We start from the raw sequence: 14,239 nt of genomic DNA, 5'->3' as shown, positions 1-14,239 counted from the left end.
AGATGAACAAATTAAGATCTTTCCCTCAAATTAACACTCTTATTAAGGATGAAAACTTAAAAGCCTATCCTTTTTATATTAAGGCATTTTTTTGCAAAAAAGTAGTTAATCAGTATAAAACTAGCTTAATACACAAAGAATTTTCTAAAGAAACATTGCTTTTGCAAATCAAACATGAAATAGATACTTTTTATCGTAAAGATTTCCAAAGTGTGATCAATGCAAGCGGGGTAGTAATTCATACAAATCTTGGCAGAAGTGTGATTGATAAAACAATCTATGAAGCATGCAAAGAAACCCTTTGTAATTATTCTAATATAGAATTTGATCTACAAACTGGAAAAAGAGGATCACGATACGCTTTAGTGCTTGAAAAACTTAAAATGCTTTTTGGGTGTGAAGATGCTTTAGTGGTTAATAATAACGCTGCTGCGGTTTTTTTAGTGCTTCATTCTCTTTGTTTTAACAAACAAATCATAAGCTCAAGAGGTGAACTTGTAGAAATTGGGGGCAATTTTCGCATGCCAGAAGTCATTAAGGCTGCAGGAGTGAAACTTTGCGAAGTAGGCACTAGCAATAAAACGCATTTAAAAGACTATGCACAAGCTATTAATGAAAACACAGCCTTAATTTTAAAAACACATAAATCCAATTTTGCCCTTAAAGGCTTTCACAGTGAAGTCAGCATAAAAGATTTGCACCTTTTAGCACAAGAAAAAGGAATTTTAAGCTATTACGATCTAGGTTCAGGCTGGTGTGAAAACCTCAACAAAAAATTGATCAAAAATGAACCCAAAATCAAAACAATAATACAACAATGTGATATTTTAAGTTTTAGTGCAGATAAACTTTTTGGAAGCGTGCAAGCTGGCATCATACTTGGAAAAAAAGAACTCATAGAAAAACTTAAACAAAACCAACTTTTAAGAATGTTAAGAGTGGATAAACTCACTTTATGCTTTTTAAATGAAAGCCTTAAGGCTTATTTAGAAAAAAATTATGACAAAATTACAACCCTTAAGCTTTTAAACCAAGATTTAGCCACTATCAAAGAAAAGGCTTTAAACACCCAAAAAAAACTGAAATTCCAAAGCACATTAAAAACTAGCAAAAGCCTAGTAGGAGGCGGATCTATGCCTGATAAAAGCCTAGATACTTTTATTTTATCTTTTAAAGGCAATGCCTTAAAATTACAAGAGCAATTTAGAGCTAAAAATATCATAGGACGCATCCAAAATGATGAATTTGTGCTTGATTTTAGAACCATAAAAGAAAATGACCTTGAAAAACTCATCCACACAATCAACCAAATGGAAAGTCTATGAAATCCCTTATCATAGGAACAGCAGGGCATATTGATCATGGAAAAACCTCTCTTATTAAAGCCTTAAATGGTTTTGAAGGTGATAGCTTAAAAGAAGAACAAAAAAGACAAATTACTATTAATTTAAGCTTTTCAAATCTTAAGATTAAAGATAAAAATCTCTCTTTTATTGATGTTCCAGGACATAAAGATCTAGTTAAAACTATGGTTAGTGGGGCTTTTGGCTTTAGTGTTTGCTTATTGGTTGTAGATATTAATGAGGGTTTAAAAGAACAAAGCCTAGAACATTTAGAAATTTTAAAAATTTTAAATATTAAAAATATCATTTTAGTGCTAAGTAAATGCGATCTTTGTGAAAATATATCCCAAAGAAGCGAATTAATTCTAAAGCAATTAAAAACACTTAAACATCCTATTTTAAAAACATTTCATACAAGCATAAAAAACAATCTTGGTATCAAAGCATTAAAAAACTATCTTTATACTATAGAACATAAAGACAGTGATGAAGAACTCATTTTTCATTATTATATTGATAGGGTATTTTCTTTAAAAGGCATAGGCACTGTGGTTACAGGAAGCTTAAACGAAGGCAAGATCGAACTTAATGAAAAAATCATTTGCCTTGACATTCAAAAAGAATTCCTCATTAAAAGCATACAAAACCATGATACTAATGTAAAAGCAATCAAAGCTTGCAACCGTGTAGCTTTAAGCTTAAATTGCGATTATAAAGAATTAAAAAAAGGCTATTTACTTAGCAAAAAAGGCTATTTTAAAGCCTTTAAAGAATGCGATGCTTTAGTGAATGCAAAAAAACTTCAAAACAGTAAAATGATTTTTTGCGTAGGCTCAAAACAGCTTGAATGCAAACTTAATATTTTAAAAGAACTTGATAATGATGAATTTTTTGTGCATTTTAGTTTTGATAAAAATGTTTTTTTAAGTTTTAATGAATATTTTATTTTATTACAAAATAATCGCGTTATAGGAGGTGGGAGGGTTTTAAATCCTTTAAGCGAACCCCTTAAAAAAGAACAAAAAAATCGTTTTTTAATGTTTTTAAAAAACCAAGACTTCAAGCTTGCTTTTTCTTTTTTAAAAGATGTGCATAAGCACGGATTTGGTTTGCTTTCAAGCTATCAAAGATTTAAACTTTCTCATCAAAAAGCCTTAGAATTAGCAAAAAAATTAGATCAAGTCTTCGTAGATACAAAAAACCTTAATGTTTATCATTTACAAAGTCTTGATGAAGTAAAAAAACTAATCCATTTTATACTTGATAAAAATCCCTATGCCATGCTTTCAGCTCATTCTTTAGCCTTAAGGATAGCTTGGGCAAGCGAAGATTTTTGCGAACTCGCTTTAAAACAAATGCCTGAACTTGATCTTTTAAATGGGATTTATTTTAAAAAAGGTATAGATTTTGAAAAACTTCAAGAAAAAAATAACAATCAAATATACGAAATTTTAAAAGAACAAGGTATAAAACCCCAAGCACCTTATAATATTTATGATTTTTTAGAACTTGATAGGAAAAGCGGAGATAATATGCTTAAAAAACTCACGCAAAAAGGTTTAATTATAAGACTTTCACACAATCTTTTCATAGAAAAACAAGCCCTTGAAAAACTTGTGCAAGAATGCTTAAATTTATTAAAAAATCAAAACCTTGATGTGCAAAGCATGAAAAAACATTTCAATCTTTCAAGAAAATATGCCATTGCGTATTTAGAATATTTAGATAATTTTCCTCAAATTATCAAAGAATGTGAAAAAAGGATTTTAACAAACATTTAGAAAATCATTATAAAATATAAACATAATTTATTTTTAAGGATTACAAGATATGAAAAAATTAAGTTTAATCTTAGCTTGCTCTACCTCTTTATTTGCTGCTAGCAATGCACAAATTAGCGATTTTTACTCAAAAAATATCAAAGCACAATTCCCCAATGCTACTATTAGTGTAGGCAACCGTCAAAAAGTCGGCAATACAGGTTTTGAAAGTGTTATTATAACCATAGAATTAAATGGTCAAAAACAAGAAAATATTCTTTTTACAAAAGACAGCATTATCACTCCTGAACTTATTGATTTAAAAACTGGAATTTCTTATGCCCAAGAATATGAAATGAAAAAATTCCAAGAAGCACGTGAAAATTTCACAAAAAATGCCAAAGCCGTAGTCGAAAAAGAAACTATGGTTGTTTCTTTAGGAGATAAAAAAAAGCCTGCTATTTATGTTTTTACAGATCCTGAATGCCCATATTGTAGAGAACATTTAACTCAAATTGAAAAAGAACTAAAAGATTATCAAGTTAATTATATTTTAACCCCTATACATGGCAAATCCGCTTTTGAAAAATCAGCTTTAATTTACAAAGAAACAAAAAAAGCAAAAAACGATAAAGAAAAAATTGCTATTTTAAATAAATACTACGATGCAAACATTAAAAACTATCCTAAAGTAAGTGATGCAGAATTAAAAGAAGTTTTTTCTTTATACGAAAAGTATCGTTCGTTAGGGCTAAATGCCACTCCAACCATCATCAAATAAATTTTATTTGATTGGAATTTATTGTTAGTATATGATTACTAACAATATTTTTCATAAAATTTTTAATCTGTTTATAAAACTACTTAAAAATCTTCACAAAACAAATACTCAAGCTTCATAGATGAAACAAAATGAAATTTTTCTTAAATTAAGAAGATTTTATAAATAAATCCAAGGACAATAAGCCCTTGAATCTAAAAAATTAAGCAAAATAAGGTTTGATTTGTTCTACCCAAGCATCAATTCTTGCTTCGGTTTGATCTTCTTGATTGTCATTATCAAGTGCTAGTCCTAAGAATTTCCCATCTACAACTGCATCACTTGATTCAAAAGTATATCCATCAACTGAAACTTCACCTACTAAATTCGCGCCTGCATTTTTTAAATTTTGAGCTAATTTACCCATGCCACCGCAAAAAGTATCAGAATAACTCTCACTATCACCCATACCAAAAACAGCTACAGTTTTACCTCCAAGACTAAGTCCTGAAAAATCAAAACCATCCCAATCATCTTGCAAATCTCCACTTCCCCAAGTCGAAGTTCCACAAATTAATTTATCATAAGAATTGATTTTATCCGCATCAATATCTGCAATGTTAAGAACATCATTGATCCCGAGTTTCGAAGCGATTGTATTAGCCGCTCCTTCTGTATTTCCCATAGCACTACCATACACTACTGCTACTGACATTATTTTCTCCTTATAAATTGATTTGATATTTTATACCGTAATTAATTTTAACATAGTTTTGTTTAAATCATACAAAAAATGTTTTATTTCAATAAAATGTCTTTAAAATTTTATCAAAAACACTGATATATTCTAAAAAAGCGTTTTTCATAAAATATTAATGATATTTATTTTTAATTTATAAATTATATTTTATTTATTTCATATAGAAAGTAAAATTAAGATTTTTCATAGCTGGTTTTACAATGAACCTAACAAATAAAATTAACACATGCAATATTACTGATACATTTTATAGATTAAATAGTCTTAGGAAAGTTATATTTATAAATCTTTATAAAATTTTGTTAAAAACATAATGAATTTTAAATCTATTATGTAAATCCATTATGCCATATAATACAAATTTTATTTTCCTAAAATAAGTTGTTCTTTATCAAAATAAAACCGTTTTTTAAGTTTTATCACAAGAAAATTCCTTATTAAGATTAAAAATTTTGCAATACTCACAATACACACAATTAACGCTTCTTTTAGCACAAACTAAGGGAATTTTACGTTTTTTAGCCTCATGTTTAATTTTTTTCATAGTATTATGATTTAAAAAACTCGTTAACATCACTATGCATTCTGTATCACAAGGAATTGGCTTACGATTGACCCTATTTTCATTACGTGCATCCCAATGTTCTATTTTTTTAGCACCTAAATCATGCAAAAGCGTTTTAATGGGAGTTATTTCATCCGCACCAATAACCAAAACTGACATAAATTCTCCTTCTCATAATTTTAAAATATATTTTGATAATTATTATTATAATATAAAAAAACTAAATTTATTTTAAATTTTTGGTATTAATGTTGACTTATTATTCAGTTAATTTTAATTTTTTATAGATATAATTTCTTATATAAGAAAAATTATTAATTATAGGAGAAATATAATAATGAAAAAATTAACTAATGACTTCGGAAATATTATAGCCGATAATCAAAATTCTTTAAGTGCTGGTGCTAAAGGGCCTTTGCTTTTGCAAGATTATCTTTTGCTTGAAAAACTTGCTCATCAAAACAGAGAAAGAATCCCAGAACGTACTGTTCATGCTAAAGGAAGTGCGGCATATGGTGAGTTAAAAATCACAGCTGATTTATCCGCTTATACTAAAGCAAAAGTATTCCAAAAAGGAGAAATCACCCCTCTTTTATTACGTTTCTCAACCGTTGCTGGTGAAGCAGGAGCAGCAGATGCTGAACGCGATGTTCGTGGATTTGCTATCAAATTCTATACTAAAGAAGGCAACTGGGATCTAGTAGGTAACAATACTCCAACTTTTTTCATCCGCGATGCGTATAAATTCCCTGATTTTATCCATACTCAAAAAAGAGATCCAAGAAATCATTTAAGAAGCAACAATGCTGCTTGGGATTTTTGGACTTTATGCCCTGAAAGTTTACACCAAGTAACTATCTTAATGAGTGATAGAGGAATCCCTGCAAGTTATCGTCATATGCATGGTTTTGGAAGCCATACTTATAGTTTTATCAATAATAAAAACGAAAGATTTTGGGTAAAATTCCACTTTAAAACCCAACAAGGTATTAAAAATCTTACCAACCAAGAAGCTGCTGATATTATTGCTAAAGATAGAGAAAGCCACCAAAGAGATCTCTATAATGCCATAGAAAATAAAGATTTCCCAAAATGGAAAGTTCAAGTTCAAATTCTCCCTGAAAAAGACGCAGAAAAACTCGGATTTAATCCTTTTGATTTAACTAAAGTTTGGCCTCACTCAATTGTTCCTTTGATGGATATAGGTGAAATGGTTTTAAATAAAAATCCAGAAAACTATTTTAACGAAGTAGAACAAGCAGCCTTTAGTCCTAGCAATATCGTTCCTGGAATAGGCTTTAGCCCTGATAAAATGCTACAAGCTAGAATTTTCTCTTATCCTGATGCTCACAGATACAGAATAGGAACAAATTATCATCTTTTACCAGTAAATCGTGCTAGAAGCGAAGTAAATACTTACAATGTAGCAGGTGCTATGAATTCTGATACTTACAAAAACGGTCCTGCTTATTATGAACCAAATAGCTATGATGAAAGTCCAAAAGAAGATCAAAACTACCTTGAACCTGATTTAGCTTTAGATGGTGTTGCTAAAAGATATGCTCCACTTGATGATGATTTTTACACTCAGCCAAGAGCTTTATTTAACCTTATGAATAAAAGTCAAAAAAATCAACTTTTTGAAAATATTGCCGCTTCAATGGAAGGCGTAGATGCTAAAATTATCGACAGAGCTTTAGCACATTTTGAAAAAATTTGTCCTACTTATGCATCAGGGGTAAAAAAAGCTTTAGGAAAATAATTTTTACTTGCCACTTCAAAGTGGCAAACTAAAGATTATTAATCAAGGAAACACAATGATGACTCTTAGCTTAGAAGAAGAAAAAAGATTTGAACAACTTTGCAAAATGGCTTTTAATTTCGCAAGAAATAATGAATATGAAAATCTTAAAATTATGATAGAAGCCGGTTTAAATGTGAATTTAAAAACTCATAAAGGCGATACTTTACTCATGCTTGCAACCTATAATAATTCTTATGAAACGGCTAAAATGCTTCTAAAAAAAGGTGCTAAAGTAGACGAAAAAAACGACCGCGGTCAAACCCCATTAGCTGGAGTTTGTTTTAAGGGCTATTTACCTATGTGTGAACTTTTAGTTAAACATGGTGCAAATATTGATGAAAATAATGGCTTAGGAATGACGCCTTATACTTTTGCTATCATGTTTGGACGCAAAGATATTGCTGAGTTTTTAAGCAAAAACTCTAAAAACAATTTTTTAAAAGCCATAAGTTTAAAAATACTCAAACTCATAAAAAAATCTTAAATTATTTTTTGAATTTTTTCAGATACCTATACACACTAGGTTCTGAAATTTTTAAAAATTTTGCTACTATAGGCACCGATCCTTTGATATTAAAAATACCTTTATGGTATAATTTTTCAGCAATTTCTTCTTTTTGTCCAATGCTTAATTGATAATCTGAATTTAAATAACTAGAATCAACACTCTGCATTAAGATATCTTCTATAGAATGGCTTAATGTTTCTATGTCATGAGAATCACTTTGAGAAAGATTTATATTACCTAGAATTTCATTCATATCTCCTATTTTCTCCAAATCAATCATTTTGCATATTAAATCTCTCATCATACTAGTGTCATGATTGATACATAAAATGCCTACCAATTTATCATGATTTTTAATAAAAAAGGTCGAACCCCTAATTAATTTTGACTTTTTAGCAAGAGCTTTATAATCACATAAAAAATCTTTTTCTAAATACTTTTTATTTTGGACAAGCTCGCTTGCAAAAGCAGTCAAAGGTGAATTTAAATTCCTTCCACTGATATGATTATTAGCTATGGCTGCAAGATATGCACCCTCTTTTGTAACGACATGAAAGACTACTTCATATTGCTCGCCCAAAACCTCTCCTAAAAAATGCGTCAACTTGATAAATTGCTGTTTTTGCATCTCATCCATCAAACTTCCTTTAATTAAAGAAATCTTTTTATAAGCCGAATTCTACTCTTTATAGTTTAAAACATTTCTTAAAAAATAAAATTTTATTATTATAATAATAAACTATTGACAAGTTGTTATTCTAATGATAAAATACATTCTTTTTAATCTATACTTAAAAAAAGGAGAAATCATGTCAAATTACCCAAAAGCTATTGGCCCATATTCAGTTTATAAAGAGGCAAATGGATTTTTATTTGTATCAGGACAACTTCCTATTAATCCTAACTCAGGTGAAATTGAAAGTTCTGATATCAAAGGACAAACTAGGCAAGCTCTAAAAAATATCGGAGCTATTTTAGAAGAAAATGGCATTAATTATGATAAAGTACTCAAAACTACTTGTTTTTTATCTGATATAGATGATTTTGCACAATTTAATGAAATTTATGCAGAATTTTTTACAAGTCCCTATCCAGCAAGAAGTGCTTTTGCTGTAAAAGACCTTCCAAAAGGTGCTAAAGTGGAGATAGAAATCATTGCTCAAAAAGGCTAATCGATGTTAAAACTCGCTTTTTCTTTGCCTTTAAATATTATTGAATTCTTTTTATGCATTTTTCACAAGAATTCATTTATTTTTCTTAGCACTTTAAAAGTTCAAATGATATCAAAAACCCATTATAATCGTCATTTCATCATTTATAAGAAGCCTTTGGGCTTTCAAAATTATATATTTTTTAAAGGCACTAAAAAAGCTTTAAAAACACTAGCTTTAAAAAGCATGTATCTTAATCTTAAAGTCTTAAATAAAAAAGTTCCTTTTGTTTTTAATCTCAAAAAAATCATAAAAAACTCTAAAGCAATCAAAACAAGCATTCATATAAAAAAGACAATTTTAACTTTTGTTACAATGATTGTTAAAATAATATGCTATAAAAATACGATGAAAATGCTTCATTTAGCTATACTTTTCTTTACAATAGCTATAAAAAATCTAAGATTTTATCCTATCGTGCCTGATATAAGAAAATCTTTAAACATTGAAGCTAGGATTAGAATAATATTTACTCAAATCATGACGAATTTTAACCAATGCGTTGCTTGTGTTAAACTAGGGAATTTAACCCTTTTAGCTATTTATAAAAAACAGCTTTTGTATACTTATAATAGCTTTTGTAACAATTATAACTTATATCTATGTTTAAAAAAGGAGAAAAAATGAATCCAAAAACCAAACTTATTCATTATGGTAGAGGCGATCAAAATACTGAAGTAAGATCTGTTAATCCCACACTTATGCGTGCATCTACCATAGCCTTTAAAGATCATGCGACTTGGCAAAAATACAAAACATTAAGAAAAACAGAACGCGTTTTAAGCTATGGCGCTAGAGGAACCTCAACAAATTTTGAACTTGAAAAACTAATCTGTTCTCTTGAAAATGGCCACAGAGCTCAACTATTCCCTACAGGTCTTGCTGCACTTGCGATGGTACTTTTAAACTATGCAAGCAAAAATGCACATTTTTTAATCACTGATGCAATCTATGGGCCTGTTAGAACTATTTGCGAGTTGTTTTTAGAAAAAATAGGAATTGAAATTGATTTTTTAAAGGCTGATGCAAGTGATATAGAAGAAAAAATCAAACCCAACACTAAGCTTATTTTATGCGAAAGCCCAGGATCTATACTCTATGAAATCATAGACTTACCTAAATTATGCAAAATTGCTCATTCTCATAATATACCAGTAGCAATTGATAATACTTATGGTAGTGGGTATTATTTTAATCCTTTAGAACTTGGTGCTGATATTTCAGTCATTGCTGCGACAAAATACCTTAGTGGACACTCAGATGTGACTATGGGTATTGTTATCATCAATGAAAAAGAATGGAAAAATTTTGACCAACTTCCAGAAGTCTTAGGCTTTACAACAAGTCCTGATGATGCTTATTTAGTACTTCGCGGAATGAGAACCTTAGATGTAAGGATGAAAGCCCATGAAAAAAATGCCGATGAAATAATAAAATTTTTACAAACTAGAAAAGAAATCAAAACTCTTTTTTATCCTAAATTAAAAACCCATCCAAACCATGAAATTTTTATGCGTGATTATAAAGGTGCTAATGGTATGATTACCATTGAATTTAATGATGCTTATGATGAAGAGGATGCGATTAAATTTGTAGACGCTTTACAATACTTTTGTATAGGCGATAGTTGGGGTGGGTATGAAAGCTTAGCCACAGTAACTACTCCTCCAAGAACAGTGACAAATTGGAGTGCAAGAGGTCCTTTTGTAAGATTTCATATAGGACTTGAAGATTATAAAGATTTAATTACCGATTTAATACAAGCTTTTGATAGTATTAAAAAATAAAATAAAAAATGGAAGGAGAAAAAAATGGAAGGAATTGGTGTATTTGATCAAAAATTATTGGCAAATTCTTGGAGTACTGAAAGTATGCGTGCGGTCTTTTGCGAAAAAAACCGCATACAAAAATGGCTAGATGTCGAAGCTGCTCTAGCCAAAGCACAAGCAAAACTCAAAATCATTCCTAAAAAAGCAGCTGATGAAATTGCTAAAAAAGCCCATTATAAATTTATGGATATGGATTTCATCTTTAGTGAGTTTCAAAAAACCAAACACTCTTTAGTACCTACTGTTAGAAATTTAGAAAAAATTTGCGACAATGGCTTGGGTCAATATGTCCATTTTGGTGTCACTACACAAGATGTTATTGATACAGGGGTTGTTTTACAATTTAAAGAAGCTATGCAACTTATAAAAAGCGATTTAAAAATTATCGCAAAAACTTTAGCTAAGCTCGCTAAAACACATAAAAATACTGCTATGATGGGAAGAACACTTGCCTTACAAGCCCTGCCTATAACCTTTGGGCATAAAGTAGCTATTTGGCTAAGTGAAGTAGATCGGCATTTTGAAAGAATACTAGAACTTGAAAAAAGACTTTATGTAGGAAGTATAGTAGGCGCTGTTGGAACCAAAGCAAGCTTAAGCGATCAATGCAATGAAGTAGAAAAGCTTACTCTAGAAAGTCTAGGTCTTGAAGTGCCTAACATTTCTTGGCAACCCGCAAGAGATCGTTTCATAGAACTTGGCTTTGTTTTAGGCAATATCAATGCAACTTTTAATAAAATCGCTCATCAACTCCTCATACTCTCACACAATGAAATCGATGAAATAGCCGAACCCTTTGGCAAAGGACAAGTAGGTTCTAGCACCATGCCACATAAAAGAAATCCAGCAATAAGCGAAAATGCTGTTACAGTAAGCAATACTTTCAAAGCCAATTTAGCCATACTAAGCGATATTGAAAGACACGAACATGAAAGAGACGGACAAGTTTGGCACATGGAGTGGAAAATTTTACCTGAGATGTTTTTAATGCTTTCTGTGGTTTTAGACAATATCAAATTTACCCTTAGCAATCTAGAAGTTAAAAAAGATAAAATGCTTGAAAATTTAAATACTCTTAAAGGTTTTATTTTGGCAGAACGGGTTATGTTTGCCTTAAGCGATCATTATGGCAAGCGATATGCTCATGAAATTGTTTATGAAAACGCTATGTTAGGTATTGAAAAACAAAAAACTTTTAAAGAAATTTTACTTACTGATAAAAGAGTCTCTAAAGTGCTAAAAGAAAAAGAAATTGATTCTTTACTCGATGCAAGAAGCTATGTAGGATATGCACCAAAACTTGTGGATGAATTTTTAACAAAAATCAAAAATAATGCGGTTTTAAAATAGAAAAATCACTATTCTAATTTAATTAAACTTTAAAACTATCTCAAAGGCTACAATTAGCCTTTGGATAAGTAAAAAATCACACAATAGATTAAAAATTTTAAAGGAATAATGTTTTTATAATAATAAGCAAATAAAAGTCATATAAATAAGAGATTTAAAAACATTTTAAGTCTTTTTTATGTTTAAAATATCTTCTTTTTTTATTTATCAAAAAAGACAAATTTATTATACTTTTTATATTATAATATCTTTTTATTAATTTAGGAAGTTCAATGACTTTAGACGAGTTAAAAGACACGCAAAAAGCTATTATTGTCAATTTAAATGCTGAAAAAGAATTAAAAAACAGACTTTTAAGCTTTGGTTTTATTAAAAACAAAACCCTAAGCAAACTCCACTCCTCTTTAAAAAATGCCACTATAATGGTAGAACTTGATACAAGTTGTGTTATTTTAAGATCCGAAGAGGCTAAAACCATAGAAGTGCAAATCCTATGAAAAAAATTAAAATAGCCCTAGTTGGCCAACCTAATGTGGGTAAAAGTCTACTTATTAATGCTATTTGCAAAACTAATATGAAAGTAGGCAATTTTAGCGGAGTGACTATAGAAAAGGCAAGTGCTAAAACTTATTATAAAAACTATGAATTTGAACTCATTGATTTACCAGGTACTTATTCCTTAGATGGCTACAGCGAAGAAGAAAAAATCACACGCCATTTTCTAAACCGTGGTACTTATGATGTGATCATTAATATCTTAGATTCTACTAATCTTGAACGCAATCTTATTTTGAGTGCAGAACTTTTAAGCCTTGATAAAAAAATGCTCTTGGCCTTAAACATGTGTGATGAAGCAAAAAAAGAGGGTATAGAACTTAACATCTCTATTCTTAAACAAGAATTTCAAGTTGATATCGTAGAAATTTCAGCTAAAACAAAGCAAAATTTAGGACTCTTGCTTGATAAGATTATTATTTTATTTGAAAGCAAAACACAATTAAAATCTCCATCTCAGTTTTGCCAAAAAAAACTAGAAAAAGAAGATTTATTAGTTTTTATCAATAAACTTGCAAAAAAAATCATCACGTACAAAAAAGAAGAAAGAAATCTTACTAAAAGAATCGATGCTTTATTGATTCATAAAATTTTTGGCTTACCTATATTTTTATTTTTAATGTGGTTTTTATTTCAAATCACTTTTACTTTGGGAAAAATCCCTATGGATTATATAGAATTATCCTTTAATGCCTTAAACGATTTGATTAAAAACCACATCCAAAATGCTTTCATCGCCTCTGCTTTAGCCGATGGAGTTATTGCAGGGGTAGGATCTGTGATATTGTTTTTACCTAATATTATTATTTTGTTTTTAGGTATAGCACTTTTAGAAACCACAGGCTACATGTCAAGAGTAGCTTTTTTACTTGATGGTATCTTACACAAATTTGGTCTACATGGTAAAAGCTTCATCCCTTTAATCACTGGTTTTGGTTGTTCTGTGCCTGCTTTCATGGCTACAAGAACTCTAAAAAACAAAAGAGACAGACTCTTAACCCTTTTTGTAATTAACTTTATGAGTTGTAGTGCAAGACTTCCTGTATATGTACTTTTCATCGGTGCTTTTTTTCCAAAAGAAGAAGCAGGAAATTATCTTTTTGGAATTTATATACTAGGGGCTATTTTAGGGCTTTGTGCTGCAAAATTATTAAGAATGCTTGCATTTAGAGGACTTGATGAACCTTTTGTTATGGAGTTGCCTAAATACCGTATGCCAAATTGGCGTTTAATCTATCTTAGTGTTTATAACAAAGCTGCAATGTATCTTAAAAAAGCTGGTACTTTTATATTTTTAACCTCTTTACTTATATGGTTTGCAAGCAATTTCCCTAACAATGAAGGAAAACTAAGCGATTTTAATACACAAGAAAAAAACATAGAACAAAGCTATTTAGGACATTTAGGTAAAAGCATGGAACCTATTTTTAAGCCTCTTGATCTTGATTGGAAATTAAGCGTTGCTTTAGTAAGCGGCCTAGCAGCTAAAGAGGTCATGATTTCGACTATGGGAGTACTCTATGCACTTGGAAAAGATGTGGATGAAACTAGCAATGATCTTAAGACAACCATTGCTAAAAATATCCCTTTATCAAGTGCAGTAGCTTTTATTTTATTTGTAATGATTTATAATCCTTGTTTTGCTGCAACCATAGTATTTTCAAAAGAAAGCGGGAAACTTAAATATACTTTTTTACTCTTTATTTTCACTTGTACAAGTGCTTACATCATTGCCTTTATAGGACTTCATATCGCTAAGTTTTTAATCAATTAAACTTTAGCGATAAATTTAAT

Annotated in this window: 14 protein-coding genes and 1 pseudogene; 11 read left to right on the top strand and 4 right to left on the bottom strand. The window is 29.8% G+C overall.

From position 1 onward, the window contains the following. Window positions 1–2: 2 nt before the first annotated feature. The 3 genes from selA to GRQ01_RS06410 are packed head-to-tail and all read left to right on the top strand — an operon-like array spanning window position 3 to window position 3,884. Window positions 3–1,325: an L-seryl-tRNA(Sec) selenium transferase gene (gene selA / locus GRQ01_RS06420; protein ID WP_158334956.1), complete on the top strand. Its 1,323-nt coding sequence runs from the start codon at window positions 3–5 to the stop codon at window positions 1,323–1,325. Next, window positions 1,322–3,124: a selenocysteine-specific translation elongation factor gene (gene selB, locus GRQ01_RS06415; RefSeq protein ID WP_158334955.1), complete on the top strand. Its 1,803-nt coding sequence runs from the start codon at window positions 1,322–1,324 to the stop codon at window positions 3,122–3,124. The genes selA and selB overlap by 4 nt, the downstream gene beginning before the upstream one ends. A 49-nt stretch (window positions 3,125–3,173) precedes the next feature. Further along, the gene (locus GRQ01_RS06410) at window positions 3,174–3,884 is read left to right on the top strand and encodes a bifunctional thiol oxidoreductase (protein ID WP_158334954.1); all 711 of its coding nucleotides are present in this window, start codon (window positions 3,174–3,176) and stop codon (window positions 3,882–3,884) included. 202 nt (window positions 3,885–4,086) lie between these two features. On the opposite strand, the gene fldA is transcribed toward GRQ01_RS06410, so the two are convergent. From fldA to GRQ01_RS06400, 3 genes and pseudogenes are all read right to left on the bottom strand, one after another. After that, window positions 4,087–4,578 (bottom strand): flavodoxin FldA, encoded by a 492-nt coding sequence (fldA, locus tag GRQ01_RS06405; protein ID WP_158334953.1) that lies wholly within the window; start codon window positions 4,576–4,578, stop codon window positions 4,087–4,089. After that, window positions 4,578–4,677, bottom strand: a pseudogene (locus tag GRQ01_RS07765) (hypothetical protein); the annotation flags it as partial. The gene fldA and the pseudogene GRQ01_RS07765, both read right to left, overlap by 1 nt. A 355-nt stretch (window positions 4,678–5,032) precedes the next feature. Then, window positions 5,033–5,347 carry a DUF2325 domain-containing protein gene (locus GRQ01_RS06400; protein WP_158334952.1) on the bottom strand — a complete coding sequence of 105 codons (315 nt, stop codon included), beginning with the start codon at window positions 5,345–5,347 and terminating at the stop codon, window positions 5,033–5,035. 178 nt (window positions 5,348–5,525) lie between these two features. Here GRQ01_RS06400 and GRQ01_RS06395 point away from each other — a divergent pair, with 178 nt between their 5' ends. Continuing rightward, on the top strand, window positions 5,526–6,950 hold the full coding sequence (locus GRQ01_RS06395; RefSeq protein ID WP_158334951.1) for a catalase: 1,425 nt from the start codon (window positions 5,526–5,528) through the stop codon (window positions 6,948–6,950). Between the two features lie 55 nt (window positions 6,951–7,005). Next, window positions 7,006–7,476 (top strand): Cj1386 family hemin-binding protein, encoded by a 471-nt coding sequence (locus GRQ01_RS06390; RefSeq protein ID WP_158334950.1) that lies wholly within the window; start codon window positions 7,006–7,008, stop codon window positions 7,474–7,476. Window position 7,477: 1 nt separating this feature from the next. Here the strand turns inward: GRQ01_RS06390 and GRQ01_RS06385 are convergent, their stop codons facing one another. Then, entirely contained in the window at window positions 7,478–8,137 is a 660-nt protein-coding gene (locus GRQ01_RS06385; protein ID WP_158334949.1) for a helix-turn-helix transcriptional regulator, read from the bottom strand. Window positions 8,138–8,309: 172 nt separating this feature from the next. Between GRQ01_RS06385 and GRQ01_RS06380 the strand changes: the two genes are divergently transcribed. The 6 genes from GRQ01_RS06380 to feoB all read left to right on the top strand — a co-directional run bounded on the left by GRQ01_RS06380 (window position 8,310) and on the right by feoB (window position 14,219). Continuing rightward, on the top strand, window positions 8,310–8,672 hold the full coding sequence (locus GRQ01_RS06380) for a RidA family protein (protein WP_158334948.1): 363 nt from the start codon (window positions 8,310–8,312) through the stop codon (window positions 8,670–8,672). Between the two features lie 3 nt (window positions 8,673–8,675). Next, complete coding sequence (locus tag GRQ01_RS06375) at window positions 8,676–9,338, top strand: hypothetical protein (protein WP_158334947.1); 663 nt, start codon at window positions 8,676–8,678, stop codon at window positions 9,336–9,338. After that, window positions 9,335–10,498, top strand: coding sequence for a trans-sulfuration enzyme family protein (locus tag GRQ01_RS06370; protein WP_158334946.1), 1,164 nt, complete (start codon window positions 9,335–9,337; stop codon window positions 10,496–10,498). Before GRQ01_RS06375 ends, GRQ01_RS06370 begins: the two co-directional genes overlap by 4 nt. A gap of 24 nt (window positions 10,499–10,522) precedes the next feature. Further along, the gene (gene purB / locus GRQ01_RS06365) at window positions 10,523–11,890 is read left to right on the top strand and encodes an adenylosuccinate lyase (RefSeq protein WP_158334945.1); all 1,368 of its coding nucleotides are present in this window, start codon (window positions 10,523–10,525) and stop codon (window positions 11,888–11,890) included. 272 nt (window positions 11,891–12,162) lie between these two features. Beyond that, entirely contained in the window at window positions 12,163–12,387 is a 225-nt protein-coding gene (locus GRQ01_RS06360) for a FeoA family protein (protein WP_158334944.1), read from the top strand. Continuing rightward, window positions 12,384–14,219 carry a ferrous iron transport protein B gene (gene feoB / locus GRQ01_RS06355; RefSeq protein WP_158334943.1) on the top strand — a complete coding sequence of 612 codons (1,836 nt, stop codon included), beginning with the start codon at window positions 12,384–12,386 and terminating at the stop codon, window positions 14,217–14,219. Before GRQ01_RS06360 ends, feoB begins: the two co-directional genes overlap by 4 nt. The last annotated feature ends 20 nt before the right edge of the window (window positions 14,220–14,239 follow it).

It is taken from the genome of Campylobacter bilis (genome assembly GCF_016806695.1).
GTDB lineage: Bacteria > Campylobacterota > Campylobacteria > Campylobacterales > Campylobacteraceae > Campylobacter_D > Campylobacter_D bilis.
Note: the sequence above shows the minus strand (reverse complement) of the source record. Positions and strands in the feature narration are given on the sequence as shown.